This is a genomic window from Paenibacillus sp. A3 (assembly GCF_001399685.1).
Taxonomy (GTDB): Bacteria; Bacillota; Bacilli; order Paenibacillales; family NBRC-103111; genus Paenibacillus_G.
This window is the reverse complement of record NZ_JTHN01000144.1, coordinates 40,070-57,691: the sequence shown is the minus strand read 5'-3', so window position 1 is coordinate 57,691 and position 17,622 is coordinate 40,070. Positions and strand designations below refer to the sequence as shown.

18 protein-coding genes are annotated in these 17,622 nt (G+C 47.6%); 8 read left to right on the top strand and 10 right to left on the bottom strand.

Annotated features, from left to right (window positions below; translation table 11 throughout):
- Positions 1-274 precede the first annotated feature (274 nt).
- The 6 genes from QJ48_RS22060 (at position 275) to QJ48_RS22035 (ending at position 6,555) form a co-directional block, all read left to right on the top strand.
- Positions 275-853: a DUF421 domain-containing protein gene (locus QJ48_RS22060; RefSeq protein WP_193394480.1), complete on the top strand. Its 579-nt coding sequence runs from the start codon at positions 275-277 to the stop codon at positions 851-853.
- A 241-nt stretch (positions 854-1,094) separates the two neighbouring features.
- The gene (locus tag QJ48_RS22055; RefSeq protein WP_054975650.1) at positions 1,095-1,814 is read left to right on the top strand and encodes a lipoprotein BA_5634 family protein; all 720 of its coding nucleotides are present in this window, start codon (positions 1,095-1,097) and stop codon (positions 1,812-1,814) included.
- Between the two features lie 25 nt (positions 1,815-1,839).
- Positions 1,840-2,565, top strand: a complete 726-nt coding sequence (locus tag QJ48_RS22050) for an ABC transporter ATP-binding protein (RefSeq protein WP_054975655.1) — start codon at positions 1,840-1,842, stop codon at positions 2,563-2,565.
- Complete coding sequence (locus tag QJ48_RS22045) at positions 2,549-4,531, top strand: FtsX-like permease family protein (RefSeq protein WP_054975649.1); 1,983 nt, start codon at positions 2,549-2,551, stop codon at positions 4,529-4,531. Before QJ48_RS22050 ends, QJ48_RS22045 begins: the two co-directional genes overlap by 17 nt.
- 88 nt (positions 4,532-4,619) lie before the next feature.
- A complete protein-coding gene (locus QJ48_RS22040; protein WP_054975648.1) occupies positions 4,620-5,315 on the top strand; it encodes a response regulator transcription factor in 696 nt (231 codons plus the stop codon).
- Between the two features lie 4 nt (positions 5,316-5,319).
- Positions 5,320-6,555: a HAMP domain-containing sensor histidine kinase gene (locus QJ48_RS22035; protein WP_054975654.1), complete on the top strand. Its 1,236-nt coding sequence runs from the start codon at positions 5,320-5,322 to the stop codon at positions 6,553-6,555.
- Positions 6,556-6,914: 359 nt separating this feature from the next.
- Here QJ48_RS22035 and QJ48_RS22030 read toward each other — a convergent pair whose 3' ends face one another.
- The 4 genes from QJ48_RS22030 to QJ48_RS22015 form a co-directional block, all read right to left on the bottom strand.
- Complete coding sequence (locus tag QJ48_RS22030) at positions 6,915-7,238, bottom strand: DUF4180 domain-containing protein (protein ID WP_054975647.1); 324 nt, start codon at positions 7,236-7,238, stop codon at positions 6,915-6,917.
- A gap of 334 nt (positions 7,239-7,572) precedes the next feature.
- Entirely contained in the window at positions 7,573-7,887 is a 315-nt protein-coding gene (locus QJ48_RS22025) for a type II toxin-antitoxin system mRNA interferase toxin, RelE/StbE family (protein ID WP_054975646.1), read from the bottom strand.
- Positions 7,871-8,143: a type II toxin-antitoxin system Phd/YefM family antitoxin gene (locus QJ48_RS22020; RefSeq protein WP_036678081.1), complete on the bottom strand. Its 273-nt coding sequence runs from the start codon at positions 8,141-8,143 to the stop codon at positions 7,871-7,873. Before QJ48_RS22020 ends, QJ48_RS22025 begins: the two co-directional genes overlap by 17 nt.
- 119 nt (positions 8,144-8,262) lie before the next feature.
- Positions 8,263-8,673 carry a hypothetical protein gene (locus tag QJ48_RS22015; RefSeq protein ID WP_054975645.1) on the bottom strand — a complete coding sequence of 137 codons (411 nt, stop codon included), beginning with the start codon at positions 8,671-8,673 and terminating at the stop codon, positions 8,263-8,265.
- 258 nt (positions 8,674-8,931) lie between these two features.
- On the opposite strand from QJ48_RS22015, the gene QJ48_RS22010 reads away from it, so the two are divergent.
- Both QJ48_RS22010 and QJ48_RS36150 read left to right on the top strand, forming a co-directional pair.
- Positions 8,932-9,159, top strand: a complete 228-nt coding sequence (locus tag QJ48_RS22010) for a helix-turn-helix transcriptional regulator (RefSeq protein ID WP_054975644.1) — start codon at positions 8,932-8,934, stop codon at positions 9,157-9,159.
- A 161-nt stretch (positions 9,160-9,320) separates the two neighbouring features.
- Positions 9,321-10,337, top strand: a complete 1,017-nt coding sequence (locus QJ48_RS36150; RefSeq protein ID WP_237763012.1) for a ParA family protein — start codon at positions 9,321-9,323, stop codon at positions 10,335-10,337.
- A gap of 111 nt (positions 10,338-10,448) precedes the next feature.
- On the opposite strand, the gene QJ48_RS22000 is transcribed toward QJ48_RS36150, so the two are convergent.
- From QJ48_RS22000 to QJ48_RS21975, 6 genes are all read right to left on the bottom strand, one after another.
- Positions 10,449-10,775: a hypothetical protein gene (locus tag QJ48_RS22000; protein ID WP_054975642.1), complete on the bottom strand. Its 327-nt coding sequence runs from the start codon at positions 10,773-10,775 to the stop codon at positions 10,449-10,451.
- A 13-nt stretch (positions 10,776-10,788) separates the two neighbouring features.
- Positions 10,789-11,088 (bottom strand): hypothetical protein, encoded by a 300-nt coding sequence (locus QJ48_RS21995; protein ID WP_054975641.1) that lies wholly within the window; start codon positions 11,086-11,088, stop codon positions 10,789-10,791.
- Between the two features lie 70 nt (positions 11,089-11,158).
- A complete protein-coding gene (locus QJ48_RS21990; RefSeq protein ID WP_054975640.1) occupies positions 11,159-11,806 on the bottom strand; it encodes a pyridoxamine 5'-phosphate oxidase family protein in 648 nt (215 codons plus the stop codon).
- A gap of 78 nt (positions 11,807-11,884) precedes the next feature.
- Positions 11,885-13,204, bottom strand: a complete 1,320-nt coding sequence (locus QJ48_RS21985; RefSeq protein ID WP_054975639.1) for an ATP-binding protein — start codon at positions 13,202-13,204, stop codon at positions 11,885-11,887.
- A 43-nt stretch (positions 13,205-13,247) separates the two neighbouring features.
- Positions 13,248-14,684, bottom strand: coding sequence for an RtcB family protein (locus QJ48_RS21980; RefSeq protein WP_054975638.1), 1,437 nt, complete (start codon positions 14,682-14,684; stop codon positions 13,248-13,250).
- 896 nt (positions 14,685-15,580) lie between these two features.
- On the bottom strand, positions 15,581-17,557 hold the full coding sequence (locus tag QJ48_RS21975; RefSeq protein ID WP_054975637.1) for a hypothetical protein: 1,977 nt from the start codon (positions 17,555-17,557) through the stop codon (positions 15,581-15,583).
- Positions 17,558-17,622: the final 65 nt, after the last annotated feature.

Here is a 17,622-nt window from a genome sequence, read left to right as displayed (position 1 = left end):
GGGATATACCCCACCGGCGTATGCTAAAAAATTTATACGCGAAGCGGGTTTCTCAACAAGCTCAAGCCCTCTATTAGGAGAGGGCTTGATACGTCGTAAAGCATTATCGTTTATAACAGCCAAATCCGCTTTTCCATTGCGTGCAGCACGTTAATATGCAGGGCTCATGATACAAAACAGCCAATTTCCCCAGGTAACTCTTCATGAATAATTCCGGGATCACTTGTCCATTTTATGGATTATAATCCATACGCCCCAAAAGGAGGCTGCTCGCATGGAGCTGGCTTGGATTTGGAAATCTGCTTTATTAGTTATTACCGGCATGATACTTCTGCGTATCGCAGGCAGAAAGTCAATCTCTCAAATGAGCGTAGCCACAACCGTCATTATGATCTCTATCGGCACGACCATTGTTCAACCGATTGCCAACAATCGGCTCTGGATTGCCGCCGGTTCGGCTGCGGTTTTTATCGTAGTGCTGATCATCATTGAATATTTACAAGTAAAATTTGACTGGTTCGAAAAGATCATGACGGCAAAATCCAAAGTCGTTATCGAAAACGGGCAGCTTGTGCCTGACAATTTGCGCGCCATTCGCATGACCGTCGATCAACTGGAGATGCGGCTGCGGCAACAAGGAATTTCCAATATTACCGACGTCAAAACCGCTACGCTGGAATCAAACGGTCAAGTCGGATACGAATTGATGCGGCATGCCAAGCCGCTTACGATCGGAGAATTCGAACGCCTGCTTGGACTGAAATCAGACGGCGCGGTATTGGAACAAAGCATCCTCTTTCAAGAAGTAAAGCAAAACCGGAATCCCATTCCAATCGACCCCAATTTGCAATAAACGGACCATTAGAAAAGAGTCCCACCCAACGTTTTACGCGGGCATGGGACTTTTACGGTTCTGGTTTGACAAGGCCCCGGATTTCGCGGTTCAACTTCTCCAGCATCTTTTCAAAGGCAAAGTCGTAATCTCGATTCTTACGAAAATGTAAGCGAAAAGATCAAATGGTTAGACAAAAGTCATTCATTTGTTAAGAAATCTCGTCTATAATCCAGACTATCAATGATAAAGGAGCAGTCAGATGAAAAGAATTATAGTTTTCGCGTTGGTTATCGTTATTTTTGCAGGTATAGGATTTGGAGTAAAACGTTTTGTAGAAGGTCCATCGCAATCGGTCAATGGAATTGTAGTTATCGGCACAGAAAAAGATGTTAATAAAGTCAAGCAGTTGTATAAAGATAACACCAAACAAACGATGGATTACAAATTGAAGTTGGTTACAACAAAAATAATCTCTAAACTGTCAGAGCAAGATCAGAAAGAAACTGGTCAACAATTTGAAACCCGAGATATCAAGTATTCGGTGGTTAATCGATCCACAGTTGAGCAATTCGTCAAGAAGGGGATGATCAGAGCCAGAAAAGATCCTGGGAGCACGTCCATTATTTCAGAGCCTGTAACCGGCATAAAAGAATTATCTAGTGGTCATAATCTGTTCTACTCTTCAAGTGATTTCGAAATGAAGAATGGTCAAATCGATTTGAACGGTCAGATGGTACCCGTACAGTATGTTAAACATCAGGCATGGATCGGGTATAGACCAACAATGGACCTTGTTATTGTTGACGACCAAACTTACAACAAATTAACCGAAGCCGAGTCAACGATCTCATTGATTCATTTTCAAAAGGGTAGTTTCGATTATAAGAATAAAGATGAGGTGAACAAGGTTCTAAAGGAAATCGAGAACGTGTATGCCGATAGCGCTGAAAAAGTAAATTTTGTAGATGTACAAGATTGAGCTGACTGTTGAAAGGGCGAACGATATGGAAATCGTACGACTGGAAAATGTAGTTAAAAGTTATGGTGAAGGCAATAACAGGGTGTATGCCTTAAAAGGGATTAGTCTTTCTATTCAGCAAGGAGAATTTGTCTCCATCGTAGGTGTTTCCGGCTCTGGAAAAAGTACACTGCTGCATATTTTAGGAGGGTTGGATCGGCCAAGTTCAGGACAAGTATTCATTGGAGACAATAATATTTATGATTATACAGATGATGAGCTTTCGATATTCAGAAGAAGAAAAGTCGGGTTTATTTTTCAATTTTTTAATTTGATCCCCGTATTGAATGTTCAGGAAAATATCGCTTTGCCCACGTTATTGGATGATGAACCGATAGATACGCCGTATCTGAATGAAATTATTGAAATCCTGGGGCTTCATGAACGGAAGAATCACTTGCCTTCCGAATTGTCTGGCGGCCAACAGCAACGGGTCTCCATTGGCAGGGCGCTTATAAATCGGCCGCATTTGATTCTGGCCGATGAACCCACAGGTAATCTGGATACGCGAAATACGAAGGAAGTCATGGATTTATTAAGATTAACAGCCAAAAAATACAATCAGACCATTGTATTGATTACGCACGATCTAACGATTGCATCGGCTTCTGACCGGGTCGTTACAATAGAAGACGGTAAAATCATTTCCGATCAACGGCAGCTGAGAAAAAGACATAGGCTGGAGGAGAATGATTTTGATCAGCAGCTATAAACAATTAAGCAGCAAGTATTTAAAGGGGAATATCAAACGAACCATTTTGACCTTGGTCGGAATCGTACTCTCTGTAGCGTTAATTTCCACGATCGGCCTGTTTATGAAAGGATCGCAGCTTTCCCAAATCGAGAACATCAAGAAGTTAAACGGGGTTTCTTTTCATGCCGGTATTTCAAATTACGATGAAACGATAGTAAATAAAATCAGGTATAATCCCCAAATTGTATCGTTTGGTTTCATATCTCAGGGTGACATCGTTCCGGTTGGAGAGATTTCTGTACAAATGAATTTCGCTGATCATCGCGCCTTGGAATTTTTAACCTACAGCCTCATGGATGGCAAATTACCGGCCAATGACTATGAAGCTGCTGTCGATTCATGGGCGCTTCCACATATCAAAGCCGATCTTCAGATCGGCGACTCATTTGAGTTGGATGGAAAAACATATCAACTGGTTGGTTTACTGGATAATCGCGCATTTACACAGAAAAATAACTTGGCCCGATTATTAACATATAAACGCGATTTTGCTCTTGGAGAAGGCAGGATAGTAGTCGAAATTAATCAGAAAGCAAACTTTAATGAGGTTTTAGAGGAAATAAAATCACTAACCGAAGACGAGAATATTGTTATCAATGAAGAATTGATCAGAGTTTTGAAACCGGAATCGAATCAATCGATTTTGGCCATGCTGGTCATCGTCGTCAGTATTGTGGTGATCGCGACGGCTGTGGTCATTTATAACGCTTTTCAAATCAGCGTCGTAGAGCGGATGAAGCAGTTCGGCTTATTGAGAAGCATCGGCGCTACGCGAAAGCAAATTAGACAAATCGTTATGAGAGAAGCTGCCGTGCTGGCTGTCATCGCCATACCGCTTGGGATTGTATGCAGCTTATTGGCGCTTGCCGCTCTCCAATCCATTTTCTTGATTTTATTAGAAGATGGCGCACGTGTTTCGTTCTTTCATATTGATTGGCACATTTTATTGATCAGTTCGATCATTACCCTGACGGCCGTATTAGCGTCCAGTTATTACCCGGCTTTTTTTGCAGGCAGAATATCCCCATTGCTGGCAATCAGCAGCAGGTTGTCAATTAAAAAAGAAGCGATCAAAAAACAAAAGAATACCGCGCTGAAAAAGCCTTTATCTTTTCCCTTAAGCCTGGCCTTGAAAAATGTAAAAAGAAATAAAAATCGTTATACCATTACGATCTTGTCAATTATTATAAGCAGTGTATTGTTTATTACTTTCTCGTCGATCATGGATATCGCATTTGAATCCAAATATGTGAACGATTCGTCTGCTAAATCGGATCTAACCATCTATCTGAAACATGATACTCCTGATTCTTTAGTAGAAAGCCAGCAAACCGGGGAACTATTGAAGTCGATTGAAAATGTATCCGAAGTTTACGAACAGGACTCCAGTTTTAGAATCAATTTGAAGGATGCGACTCAATCTCTCGCGACCGTTGCGGACATCCAGCAGACCGTTGGAACAAAACACGACATTACAATCGTTAATCACCTGGATGAGAATAAAGCAAAGAAAGAATCAGAGCTCGTTATCAAAGTGCTTGTATATGGTTTTATTACGGTCATTTCTTTGATTGGCAGTCTCAATATCCTCAATACGATTACAATCAGTATCATAATCAGACGAAAAGAACTGGCTGCGTTAAAATCCATAGGCATGTCACAAAGGGATTTGAAAAAAATGATCATCTATGAAGCGCTGATTTACGGTTTTTCCGGAAGTTTGCAAGGGATCTTTTTCGGTTGTATACTTTCTTATATTATGTATTTGGCTGCTTCCGGTGTTATGAAAATCCAATGGACGATCCCCTATGAGGCTTGTTTCATAACGTTTGTTTCCGCTTTGTTCATCAGTTACGTATCTGTTCTAGTCCCGCTGAGAAAAATCCAAAAAGATAATCTCATTGATGTTATCAGGGAACAATAATACCGAGGGCCTGGCTATTTTATAGTCGGGCTGTTCTGATTTACTGATCAATGGCTGGAGTGGTATTAAGGAAAAGGAGAGAACATACTTGAATAAAATATTGCTTGTTGAAGATGATGAGGCTCTTGGTCTAGCCATTGAATTTTCATTGATAAATGAAGGTTATGAGGTGGTCAGAGCCTCTGGTGTAAAAGAAGCGAAACAGCAGTTTGATCGTGATACTTTTGATTTGGCTATCCTGGATATCGGCCTTCCGGATGGAAACGGCTATGATTTATGTCTGCATTTCAAAAAACAAAACGATTCGTCAGTTATTTTCTTAACCGCTCTGGATGAAGAAGCAAATGTGGTAATGGGACTGGATATTGGCGGGGACGATTATATTACGAAACCTTTTCGAGTCAAGGAACTCATGTCCAGAGTGAAAGTGCAATTGCGGAAACAAGCGCGGCTCGAAACTTCTTCAGTGATCTTAACATCCGAGAATATAAAAATCGATACGAGCCAAGTCAAAGCTTATAAAAATCATGAATGTATTCCATTAACGAATTTAGAATATAAGCTTCTGACCGCTTTCATGATGAACGCCCACAAGGCATTAAAAAGAAATGAAATCCTACTGAAAATAACGGATGGAGATGATGTTTTTTTTGATGAAAACACGTTATCTGTATACATTAAGCGTTTAAGAGACAAAATTGAACACGACCCCAAAAATCCGCAGTTTATCGTCACCCAAAGAGGATTGGGTTATCGTTGGAGTAAGGATGTGAGCAAAAAGTAAGATGATGAAAAATACCGAGTTGAAAGGCTATATGACGATAGTAGCCGTTCTGCTAGCTCTATTTACCATATACCAGTTTATTACGCAACAACTGTTTTACGATCATTTGAAAAACGATTCTATTACAGCTTGGGGGGAAATTACGGCCAGATTGGTCGAACAACATCCCGAGAATGAAGCGGAAATTATGAAAGTCTTAACAAGCCATTCTTCTGATTCAAGTAAGTATCAGGAAAAAGGGAGAGAGATCTTAAGGCAATATGGATTATACGAAGATCTGGAGTCAGAGCTTTTTCCCCTTTTAAATAACCATATGCTTAGCCATAATCAATTTATTTTTTGGGGATTGTTTTGTTTCGGATTTATGCTTTTATTGGCAAATTACATGCAATACAAGATGGTCTTCAATAAAATTAGACAGCTTACTTCGACAGCAAAAAAAATAATCGACGGGGATTACTCGGTTGTCATAAACGAAAATAAAGAAGGGGATCTCGCCAAGCTGGCGGCTTCATTTCGATCCATGAAAGATATTATTAGAAAAAGCATGCAGGGTCTGCTTGAAGAGAGGGATTTTTTAAGACAAATACTGCAGGATATATCCCATCAATTAAAAACGCCGCTTTCCACTATATCCATATACAATGAGATGCTGTTGAATGAAAGCTTGCCCCGCCAGCAGCAAGTTCAACTATTGCAAAATAATGATGTTCAAATCTCCAGAATGAATGTCTTAATTCAAAATTTGTTAAAGGTAGCGAAAATCGACGCCAGAGCCATATCATTTGATAAAGAACCAGCCAATTTGGTGGAGACCATCGAGGAAGTTCTGGATCGCTTGGAAACCATGATCAGTGATAATCATATGTCGATTGACTGGGATGCGCCGGAAGAAATAGTCGTTGTTCACGATAAAATATGGATGCAGGAAGCTTTGCTGAACCTGTTGAAGAATGCGATCGAGCATTCCAAACCCGGCGGGAAAATTATAATTCAAGTCAAAGATACACCGATCTATACGGAGCTGGTGATTCAAGACTTCGGAGAAGGAATTGCCGCTGAGGAATTGCCGCATATTTTTGATCGATTCTACAAAGCTGGAGGTTCTAAAAAGCATGATTCGTCAGGGATTGGCTTGGCGCTAGTCAAAGCCATTATCGAAGCACATCAAGCCTTGATTAAAGTTGAGAGTGAGAGATATACCTATACAAAATTTACGATTACCTTCATAAAATTTTAAGTGCATAAGAAAATGAGAGGAGGAGAAAGCGAAATGGCAGTACTTATGATTTTCCCGACTCGACGGATCTGAAAGAAGTTCTTGATATTGTGCTGGAAAAATCATCACTGTACTTTCTAAAAGTGTTTTATTCCTTGGTTGAAAGCGTTTACCGTTTTTTTCGTTGTTTTTGTGCAAGCCTTATTGCGAACAATATTCCCATTTGATGAAGGACGGGTAATCTTGCTTGCATTTCGTTTATTTTCGGCTCATGCAAACAAGGGGACTTCTGCTTTTGTAAGCAACGGTTCCCTTCCAAATGACAGCATTACAGGCACGTAAATCGCTTTATTTGCTCTCGGTGGTTGTGCTCCATTTCGTTACAAGCCAAGAAGCCACCCTTCCGCTTCCCCGGCGCTGCCGAATACCCTGAAATCATTTCCTTTGTTTGCTTCGGCAAGCAGCTCTTTAAATTTCCCTTTGACAATCAACTCGTTCGTTATAATGATGGCTGTCTTCAAGCGATAGTTCACGAATTTTTGCAGCATCTCTCCTGCCAGACCCGTTCTAAGGTTGAAAAAATCGTCGGAAAGCGTCTCAGCGTGAACCACCAATAGATTGGTATCATGTTCAATGCATGCTGCGATCAGATCCAACGTATCCTGTCCTGTACGCAGCGGCGCTTCGGCAGAAGCGCATTCCACATATTTTTTCGTACCTCTTTCAACGAATTAAATCTAATACCATGTTATATAGTAACATATTACTGAATATTGCAATATTCAGTATGAAATCAAAACCGGAATTCCATTCCGATCGACCCCCATTTGCAACAAACGGACCAGCAGAAAAGAGTCCCACCCAACGCATTCGCGGGAATGAGACTTTCACGGTTCTGGTTATGCCGCTTCTTTCGGCGTCACAATCTTTAAGTTCAAACTGTCCGTATAAGGAAACTCCGCCAAATAATTATTTCCGATTCGATATGGACATGAAGCCTCCGACCTTTTTCCTGTCGGTGTTAGGCCGGCCATTTCCTTAAAATAGCTCCCGCAAATAGTCTCTTCGTCCGTGCAGGATCCGATGGATGATCACTTCGTTATTGATGATTCTGTAGAAAACCAGATATGGTGAAACGACAATAAAACGGTACCCACGCTGTATTAGCGTATAGTCATCCTCAGACAATACGGACCCCATGTGGGGAAAATCAGCAAGGCCCCCGATTTCACGGTTCAACTTCTCCAGCATCTTTTCAGCGTTCTGCAGGTTATCTTGGGTTATATACGAAAAAATTTCATCCAGATCATCTACCGCTGCCGGTGTATATCTCACTCTACTCTTTGGAGGCATTCACTTTCCTCCGCAGGTTTGCCATGACTTGATCATGATCCAGCAATTCAGCACCTTCGGCAACTTGCTTCTCGGCAACCAGAAGCTTGGTCTGCAATTTGATACGGGCCTCCATACGGCGGAAAGCTTCATGGCTCATAACCACCAAATCGGCTTCTCCATTGCGTGTCAGCACAACGGGTTCATCAATCTCATGGCAAAATTTCGAAAACCCGTTGTAATCCTGACGAATGCTCGTAGACGGCTTGATATGCATCGTTTCACGCCCTTTCCCATATCATTAATCTGACTATATTGTATCATTATTATTGTATCCAAGTCATCCCGTTTTAGTGCGTAGTGCGCTCTCCGACTGACAACTTACCGGATAAAGACTCACTCGAAAACAACCCTTGTCGTATGATCATCGGCATTAGCGTTAACGATATCCATCAATCCGATCCCCGCAGCCTGCATTAAAATATGAGCTGCTTTGTCCAGCCCCATTGCCTCATGAAAATATTTTCTCGCTTGATCGGTATTGTCTAGAGCCTCACACAGCCTTCGCACGGCATGCAGTCGTCGATGCTCTTCATAAATTTCAACGCAAGCCTTGATGATGATTTTCTTTTGTTCCGTATCCTTGCGAAGTATCGAATGTAAAGCTACCGCCGCGTGCTTAAAGCCGTCTTGAACCCCGCAGGCATACATTTTTTCATTTTCGTCTTCCCAAGCCTTCCCCTCTGCTTCCCAAACCATCTGGATGTCCTGAAAATCTTTTAGCAGTTTTCTCAGTGCTATACTCATCGTTTCCTCCTTCGCAGTTAAAACTCCCAAGCCCAAAACAAGCTTCTCCGAGTTAGCATCTTCAACAAGGCTCAAAAGTAGTACTTTTTGATTTTTTTGTTCAACTTATGCAACATAATGTACAACAAATATCATAACATGTCAATAAAAACAATCAACTTTTTGATCATTTTCATTAACTTTGATATCATGTATTTAATATTCCAAATCTTGAATTTTATATTTCAATTAATGAAGCGATAAAAGGAGGAAAAAGGCTTGATCATCAATAAGTTAAGTGAAGTTATGGGACGAAAGCGCTTAAAAATATCTGATGTCGTGGATGGTACGGGGCTGGCTCGTAATACGGTTACCGAACTTTATCATGGCCGTGCAAAAAGAATTGACTTGGAAACGCTGGACAAGCTCTGCTCGTACTTAGATATTACTGTAGGAGAAATATTTGAACATGAAAGCGAAAAAAAAGAGTCCCTGCCTGCGGATTAAGTGGGCTGGGACTCTTTAAGATAGTTAGATATGAGGCTCACCACAATTTCGGCATCGAGTTCCATTATTCTACAAGATATTACATATTTATGGTACAATAGACTTATTATTATACAATAGTAATAGAAAATAATCCGAGAAATGAGGGAATACTTTTGACTGTGTATGCCTTTTGGAATAACAAAGGAGGAACTGGTAAAACCAGCCTCGCGTTTCAATCAATATGTAGATTTGCCGAGTTAAATTCTGAATCTAGAATTCTTGCTATTGACTTATGTCCTCAAGCAAATTTATCTGAGTTGTTTCTAGGTGGATTAGTTGGACAAGGTGGAGCAAATCTTGCTCAACTGCACTCTTTGAATCCTAGGAAGTCCGTAGGTGGTTACTTTGAAAAAAGACTCCCCGCTCCTTTTTCTGTTCCATCGCTTAATTATCAAGACTTCGTAAGCACCCCTTTCAATTATAATAATAGTATTCCAAGCAATATCGATTTGCTTGCTGGAGATCAAATTGTTGAACTCCAATCCAACGCCATTGCTACCCTTGCTAATACACAGATACCAGGAACGGATACATGGATTAGAGTAATAGATTGGATTAAAGACTTTATTGAATTAACGGGGACAACATACACTCACTTTTTTATTGATTCTAACCCAAGTTTTGCTGTATACACTCAGATTGCCCTTTCAACTGCTGAAAGACTAGTATTACCTGTAATGGCAGATGACTCGTCAAGAAGAGCAATTATTAATATGTTTGCTTTGATTCACGGTATTAATGTACCTTCAGGGTCAACTTACACACCTTATTCTTTTCCAACAAAGTTACAAACTGCTGGCAGGTCATTACCTCGAATTCACATGATTATTAAAAACAGATTAACTCAATACATGGGTCCTGCTTCTGCTTATAGCTCAGTACTTGAGAGTATTGACCATGATGTAAATTCTGTACTCATTTCACATCCTAGTGCATTTACTTATTCTAAACTTTACGATGGTTTTGTAAATATAAAAGATTTTCAGACAACAGGAGTTGTAGCATTTGCTGAGGGTACACCATTTAGCAAAGTTATTACTGGAAGACATTACATTATGGGGAATGAAATCCACATTAAAAGAGAGTATTTAGACTCATGCATATTAGCGATTAACGACTTGGTAGCTAAACTTTAGGGTTATTTTATTAAAATAAAATTTCCTTTTTAATCAAAAAAAGGAAATTAACATCCACACAAAGTCCCTGCCACCGTTTTTAGCGGGACAGGGACTACTAGATCAAGCCCACTACCTTCCAGCCAACACTTCCCCACTCCAATCAAAAACCATCGGCGGTCTCTTCTCTTTTGGATTCCATCCTTGTTCGATGGCATGAGAAATAATCGTCGCCACGTCCTTCGGCGTTACAATCTTCAAGTTTAAGCTGTCCACATATGGAAAATCCACCCAATAATCATTGATATCCGATTCGATATATACTTGAAGCTTCCGCCCTTTTTCCTGCCCGTGTTCCGCTATGAGTACAAGATATCCTTTGGAAGCTGCGGAAATGACCCCACGGTATGGCTCGTTTCCTACAACGATTTTTCGGGAGCCCTTGCTTCTTAACGTCATCTGTTCCCTCCGTTCACCTGAATCTTAATTCATCGATAAGAAAATCGCCTTGTTCGATTTTCATCGTTTGCTTCTCTTGAGCAAAGTCCCATCCCTGCTCAATCGCATATTGAATCAAGCTGGCGCACGTATACGGCCGATGCAGGTTGATGTACCAGTTGCCTTTCCACGAAAAGCGCACTTCAAAAAAGGAAGTTTTCGAAGAATATACTCTAAAGCCAACATCTTCATTGCGGGGAAATTGATTTATCACACAATGGAACAAACATCCGTTTACCGTAATCTTTTTCCTATCTTTGCCGAACGATTTCATGAACCTCTCACCCCTATCACACAAAAAGGCCGCTCTCCCGGCAGCCTTTTCATGCACGCAGTTCTCTAAATTAATACAACCGCTTCGTGTAGCTCTCCTGCAGCATTTGATCTACTTGATCCGCCGTCAGATCCGCTTTGCCCTTGACATGAGCGGCGAGGATCTGCGCAGGGGACGGCCGGTCTCCCTCCGGCAGCCAGGAGTCCGGCTTCCACAGCCCGGACCGTTTGAACGCTTTGGCACAGTGCATGTAGCACTCCTCCACCTCGACGCCGATACCCATCAGCGGCTCCCGCCCGTTCACGGCGGTCAGCTTCAGCAGCTCCGGGTCGCGGGTGACACAGGCTTTGCCGTTCACGCGGAACGTTTCCTCCAAACCGGGGATGATGAAAATCAGACCGATGTGCGGATTGGCGATAATATTATGTATGGTGTCCATCCGGCGGTTGCCGGGGCGCTCCGGGATGAACAAATGCCGGTCGTCCAGCACATGCACGAACCCCGGAGCATCGCCGCGCGGCGAGACATCGCAATATCCCTCGGCGTCTGCCGTCGAGACGGCGACAAACGGCGCTTTGGCGATAAACGCTTTGCCGTGAGCATCAAGCGCGTGGATGACTTTGTCCACCACCAGCTTGCTCGGTGCTCCTCCCAAGACCGGAAGCAAGGCTTCCAACTGCTCTTCCGTTGTGATCCGTTCCCGAAATACATGCTCCATACCGATCACCCTCGTTTCCAGAAATGTAAGTTCATTTTAACACGTTCCAGCAAGCGAGGGTGAACCTTCCGGTGATACTCAACCGGTCGTAAATCCGACCCGGGACGATTTTTGATCGGAATGCCACAGCTGGGTACGGCCTTTGCCAAGCTCCGCATTCATCTCGCGCACAAGCTGCTCCACATCAACCGTATGCTCGTAATGCTTGCGCAGCGCCGCCGACACATACAGCTCGCCGAGCTGCGCAAAGGTGAACCCTTCCGTCGCTCTCGCCGCCACCGCCACCGCTTCGTCGTCGAGAAGCTCGTGCAGCCGCTTCAGCAGCAGATAGCTCCGCCGCTGATCTTCATCCGGCAGCCTGATTTCATAGGCCCGGTCGAAACGGCCCGCCCGATTCATCAGCGCCGGGTCGATTTTCTCCGGATAGTTCGTCGTCCCGATCAGGAAAATGCCTTCCTTCGAAGTCGCCCCGTCAAGCGTGTTCAGAAAATACGACCGCGCCGACTCCGGCATGGAATCGATATCTTCGATCACGAGCACCATCGGGGCCATGCGGACGGCCGCTTCGAATACCTCCTGGATCGAGTCGCTTGTCGTATACTCGGTAATGTGCCAATAAGCGACCGGCGCGTCCACACTGCCCGCGATCGATTTGACCAAGGTCGTTTTGCCGTTGCCCGGCTTGCCGTACAGCAGAATGCCCCGTTTGTAGGGAAGGCCGTACGTTTGGAAAAAGTGCCGGTCCTGCGCGAAAAACTCGTCGATGGAACGGTAAATTTCCGTTTTCACGCCTTCGTTCATCACCACTTCATCCCGCCTTACCCCGCGCGTCAACGATTCACGTTCGCGGTCCAGCCCGTCGCGAGTATCCTTGAATACGGTCACCTGCTCCCGGTCGTACTGCCGCTGCCGGCGGGACATATCGGTCAGGAACTCGGCCAAGCCCGCGTCGGATTCGGCCCATATAAAATCCTCATTGAAAATGCCATGCTGCCGGAACATCGGTACCCGCGCCATGGCCACCCGGAAACGCGGGTAGACGAACACATTGTTGCGCAGCGACGGGAACATGCGCGGTCCTTCTCCTTCCATCGCGTCTCCGAACGTGAAAGTGCGCGCCTCCACCGTATCGAAGACGGCGCAAAGCCGTTCAACCTCGGGATTGGCCGCCTGTACGTCGCGCTCCAATTGATCCCAAATATCCTGCCCGTAATCTTCTTGGACATATAGCTGAAAACGGGTCCGGTATTGCCCCTCCAGCCGGGCTTGGATCGATTGAATGACGAAGGCGTAATCGCCGTATTCGACGATCTCGAGGCCTGGTATGCCGTCCCCGGAAGCGGTAATGATCGGCTGCGGATGGTTTGCTTTTTCGTTTATTTTAATGACAGAACTCATAGTATATCTATTTCCTCGTTTCATTTTTTTGAACTAATTCGGTTTAAACGCCCTTGATGCTCGCCAGCGGCTTGCATTTGGCGACGACGGACGCAAGTCCGGCTCCGACCACGCTCTCGATAATCTGATCGACGTCCTTGTACGCCTGCGGCGATTCGTCGATGATCGACTCCAGCATGCGCTGGTTGACGACGATTTCGTCCGCCGTCCCGACGCGCAGCGACGATTCGAATTGATCGACGGTCACAAGACGCTTCGTCGCGCTGCGCGAGCGAATCCGGCCGGCGCCGTGGCAGATCGAGTAATAGTTGCGCTCCCCGCCGGGCTGACCGACCATCAAATACGACGAGGTGCCCATGGACCCGGGGATCAGGGCCGGGTGGCCGGTCGCCAGATACGGCTCCGGATTGTCCGGATGCTGCGCCGGCAGCGCCCGCGTCGCCCCCTTGCGGTGCACGAATAAAGGCGTGCCGCCATGCGTTTCTTCCCAGGCGTAATTGTGCATCAGATCGTACAGCGTCGTCATTTCGAACTTCGAGCCGCAGACGTCCCGGAACGCTTCCCGAATGGCGTAAGCGATCAGGTGCCGGTTCGTGACGGCATAATTGAGCGCGGAATACATCAGATGGACGTAAGCCTCAGCCGCCTCGCTGTCCAGCGGGGCAAAAATCAGCCGCGGATCAGCCGTCCCCGTGCGCCGCATCCATTTGCCGATCTCGGAGCCGCCGTACTGGCTGACCGCGCCGCCCCAAGCCCGCGAGCCGGAGTGGATCATGACGATGATCTGACCGTCGCGCAGTCCCCATTTTTCGGCAACGGCCCGGTTGTTCTCGTGGATCTCAATCGCCTGGATTTCGGCAAAATGGTTCCCGCTCCCCAGCGTCCCAAGCTGTCGGTGAGACCGGTGCCAGTACATTTCGGGCAGGCGATCCAAGTGCGACTCGTCAAAAACAAACTTGCTGTGCTCCACATGCGTGAGCGATGTGGCTTTTTTCGGCGTGTAGCCGTCCGGGATGTACTTTTTGGGGAGACCGTGCAGCCCTTTGCGCAGCACGTGCTCCAGCCGGATGTCCGAGAAGTGCCCGCGAGCGTGCTCTTCGGCCGGAAGCAGCTTTTCGATCGCCTTGACCAGCTTGCGCCGCAGCTTCACCTCCTGCAGATCGTCCCGATGCAGATTCGTCAAGTGAACGCGCATCCCGCAGCCGATATCGCTGCCGACAATCGACGGGGAGACGTAGCCGTTCGCGGCTTCCCACACCGCCGTCGTGCCGATGCACGTACCAACGCCCACGTGGACGTCCGGCGTATAGCTCATGTAGAGCCGGTTCGGAATTTGCAGATTGTTATTGGCCATGTCGAACACTTTGTAATCCAGCGCTTCGAACAGCCGATCTCCCGCAAAAACGTGCAGATCGCCCGCCGGCAGCTGCACCTTGCGGTAATATTTTTCGTTTGGTTGTTGCTCGTTGTAAGTAAACATATATGATGACAAACTTCCTTCCTGTTTCTCTGATTCCAGTAAAAATGAATGCAAAAAGACCGTAAGCCATAAGCCTACGGTCGTCATGTCACGCGTCTATGCGTACGATAGCATGGAGCAAGCTCGCAGCTCACTGCGCTGCTCTTCATGCCGAATGTGTCGATGCAAACGAAGGACCCTGCCGGAACGTACATGGAACGGTGCCGGGGGGTTGCTCTCGCTTACGTCGGGCCCGTAGAGGCCGATGGAACGAATTCCGGTATGCGATTGTCGCTCAAACGGTCGGACAACAAAACACCATGGCGGATCATGTGGATCGGCCTCCTTTCTCCATTCAAGATACGGTTATCATAAACGCGGAAGGGAAACTTTGTCAACCAATAAATAAAAACTATTTATTAGTTATATTTATTTTTTCTATTGCACTGGCAGATGGGACAGGGGTGTTTACGGTAACATGAGGGAGCTTTTGCGGCTGTTTTGGGATGTTTGAGGCTACTCGGAGCTGTTTGCTCCCGTTCCCAGCTCTTCAACCCATGGTGAAAGTGGATTAAAACCCGACCTCTCCCATTCGTCTCCGTAATAGAGGAACTCTGATGCGTTAAGTAGGTCAGAAGGGCCGACCGCCAGAATTTAGAGGAACGCACGTTCGCTATTCATGTCGAATTTTAACACATCTGCCTGTTTTGGTAAACATAGCGCATCGCAGTTCCTTTATTCTGCTGGCTCCGGCCAATACAGCGAAATAAGGCATCCACGTTCCTCTATCGCGGCGAGCCGCTAGAGCAGCACGCATCTTGTGCTAACGCAAAAAAAGCGCTCCTGCAACGGATACCCGTTGCAAAAGCGCGTCCCCGGTACGGATCGTACCCGGGCAGCAGCTTACTCCCTTCCCATCATCTATCGGATGCGGGCAACGCCTGACTTGCCCTGCCGCCATGAATTCCGCTTCGTACGGGCCGCCGCATCAAATACGGATACAGCAGAATCAAGCCGCCTACATACAGCAGGCAGGCGAAGTACGCGGGAAGCAGATGGACGAAATCGGTGTAGCCGATTTGAAAATGCACGCTGAGGCCCGCCAGAAAGCCGGGAAAGCCGCCCAGCAGCAGCGTCCACCAGACCCAGCGCTGGCCTTGGCCGATGCCCCACAAAGCGATGATCAGCACGGCGAGGGCGTTCGAGAATAGAGCGCCACCGAAGCCTGCCCGGTCGTGCGCGATCAGCGGGATCAAGCGCTCGTTGATGTCCGCGAGCATCTCCTCCGACGCGCATAAATAAGCAAGGTCCGTCGGGACGAAGACGAAGGTAATCCCGACGCCTGCGATCACGAGACCGCCGACGGCAAGCGCGAAGCCGAGCGTGACGAACAGAAGCTGGCCCCATTGGGCGCGCCGCCAGATCCGGTCGTTCGCCAGATTCGGCGGATCGTACGAAGGCCGGTCGGCCCGCGCCCGCATGGCCAGGATGAACATCGGCAGCAGCACCGCCGCCGCCAGCGCATGCAGCGGGTCGAAATACCCGTACCCGAGGTACAGGAAAAAGCTGCTGAAGCCGACCAGACCGGAGGTCATCAAGGCCGTTTTCGTCCAATGCAGCCCTTTTCTCAGCCCGTGCCGGGCCAATTGGTAGTACAAGATGCCGATGGAGATCATCGTCCCCGCCAGCGTTACCCGGTCGTGCGACATAAAGCCGAGCAGCCAGCGGTTCGCCTGTCCGAGCATCGTCTGATCCATGCCGAGAAACAACACATCGTACGGCAGTATGACCGTCGTCGCCGCGATCATCCATGCCAAAATGCCGCCGATAACCATGCCGATGCCGAGCAGGCACATCCAGCCCCAGTCTCGCCAAAAGGACGCTTCCGGCGGACTCCCCGCCTCCCGCACCTTCTCGTAGATCAGCGCCTCATTGATCCGCTTCGGCAGTCCCGGCCCGGAATAGACGAGCCCGCTGTGGAGCTGCACGCCATCCGCTCCCGCTTCCACCGCCAGCAGCGCGTCCCGGGGCTCGTGAATGCCCCCGGCCAAAACGATCGTCAGCTCCGGCCCGGCAAGCTGTCGAAGCTGCTGCACCCGTTCCACGCCCGGCGCAAGGGCCTCCCGCCCGATGACGAAGCCCTCGGGCGTCCGCACGGCATCGCCCACGACGATGCCTTCCCATGCCGCCGCGTCGATCCGGCCGAGCAGCGCTTGCAGACGTTCCGCCGGATCGTCCGGCGCCACGTACAGCAGCAGCGGCTTCCCCGGGGCTACCTCCCGGGACGCCTGCCGGACCGCGTTCAGATACGCTGCCGTCGCTTCCGGCGGCCAGCCCGTATCGACGCTGTCGATGTAGAACGCGGCGGCCCACGGGGCGAGCCGCTCCATCATCAGCCGCAGCTCCGCCAGCGCCTGGTCCGGCGATGCGCCCGGCATCGGCCGCAGCCGGAACATCAGCGGCAGCCGGTGCCCCTGCTTGCGCTGCATACGCACGGCGAGCTTTTCCAGCCCTTCGTTCGCGCCGACGTTCGGATAGAGCAGCGCTTCGCCGGACACCTCTCTCCGAATCGCGCGGTCGTCCGTTACCTCCCGGACCGTCACCGGGCCGATCTCGATAAATCCGAACCCGAATTGAGCCAGCGCCCGATGCGCCGTGCCGTGAACATCCAGTCCGCCGCTGAGGCCGACGGGATATTTCAGGCGCAGCCCCCCGCACGCATCGCTTTCCAGAATCGGATGCGACTCCATATGCCCGAGCGTCTTGATGACCAGCGTCCCCCCGGGCAGTCTGCTAAGCAGGCCCATCGCTCCCAACGTGAAATCCCTCGCCGTCTCGGCGGGAAGTCCGAACAACAACGGGCGAAACAACGTCTGATACGACCAATCCGGCATCCTCTCACTCCCGTACTCCGTCATCCATATGCTGCCATTGTATCACGCGCCGGGGTTGTTTTGTC

What these genes read in the sequence shown, in the direction of transcription:
- QJ48_RS22035 (WP_054975654.1), top strand. Translation starts at nt 5,320, where the DNA reads ATGAAAAATACCGAGTTGAAAGGCTATATGACGATAGTAGCCGTTCTG.
- QJ48_RS22025 (WP_054975646.1), bottom strand. Translation starts at nt 7,887, where the DNA reads ATGCCTCCAAAGAGTAGAGTGAGATATACACCGGCAGCGGTAGATGAT.
- QJ48_RS22020 (WP_036678081.1), bottom strand. Translation starts at nt 8,143, where the DNA reads ATGCATATCAAGCCGTCTACGAGCATTCGTCAGGATTACAACGGGTTT.
- QJ48_RS21975 (WP_054975637.1), bottom strand. Translation starts at nt 17,557, where the DNA reads ATGCCGGATTGGTCGTATCAGACGTTGTTTCGCCCGTTGTTGTTCGGA.
- QJ48_RS21995 (WP_054975641.1), bottom strand. Translation starts at nt 11,088, where the DNA reads ATGAAATCGTTCGGCAAAGATAGGAAAAAGATTACGGTAAACGGATGT.
- QJ48_RS22015 (WP_054975645.1), bottom strand. Translation starts at nt 8,673, where the DNA reads ATGAGTATAGCACTGAGAAAACTGCTAAAAGATTTTCAGGACATCCAG.
- QJ48_RS21985 (WP_054975639.1), bottom strand. Translation starts at nt 13,204, where the DNA reads ATGAGTTCTGTCATTAAAATAAACGAAAAAGCAAACCATCCGCAGCCG.
- QJ48_RS22060 (WP_193394480.1), top strand. Translation starts at nt 275, where the DNA reads ATGGAGCTGGCTTGGATTTGGAAATCTGCTTTATTAGTTATTACCGGC.
- QJ48_RS22000 (WP_054975642.1), bottom strand. Translation starts at nt 10,775, where the DNA reads ATGACGTTAAGAAGCAAGGGCTCCCGAAAAATCGTTGTAGGAAACGAG.
- QJ48_RS21980 (WP_054975638.1), bottom strand. Translation starts at nt 14,684, where the DNA reads ATGTTTACTTACAACGAGCAACAACCAAACGAAAAATATTACCGCAAG.
- QJ48_RS21990 (WP_054975640.1), bottom strand. Translation starts at nt 11,806, where the DNA reads ATGGAGCATGTATTTCGGGAACGGATCACAACGGAAGAGCAGTTGGAA.
- QJ48_RS22050 (WP_054975655.1), top strand. Translation starts at nt 1,840, where the DNA reads ATGGAAATCGTACGACTGGAAAATGTAGTTAAAAGTTATGGTGAAGGC.
- QJ48_RS22055 (WP_054975650.1), top strand. Translation starts at nt 1,095, where the DNA reads ATGAAAAGAATTATAGTTTTCGCGTTGGTTATCGTTATTTTTGCAGGT.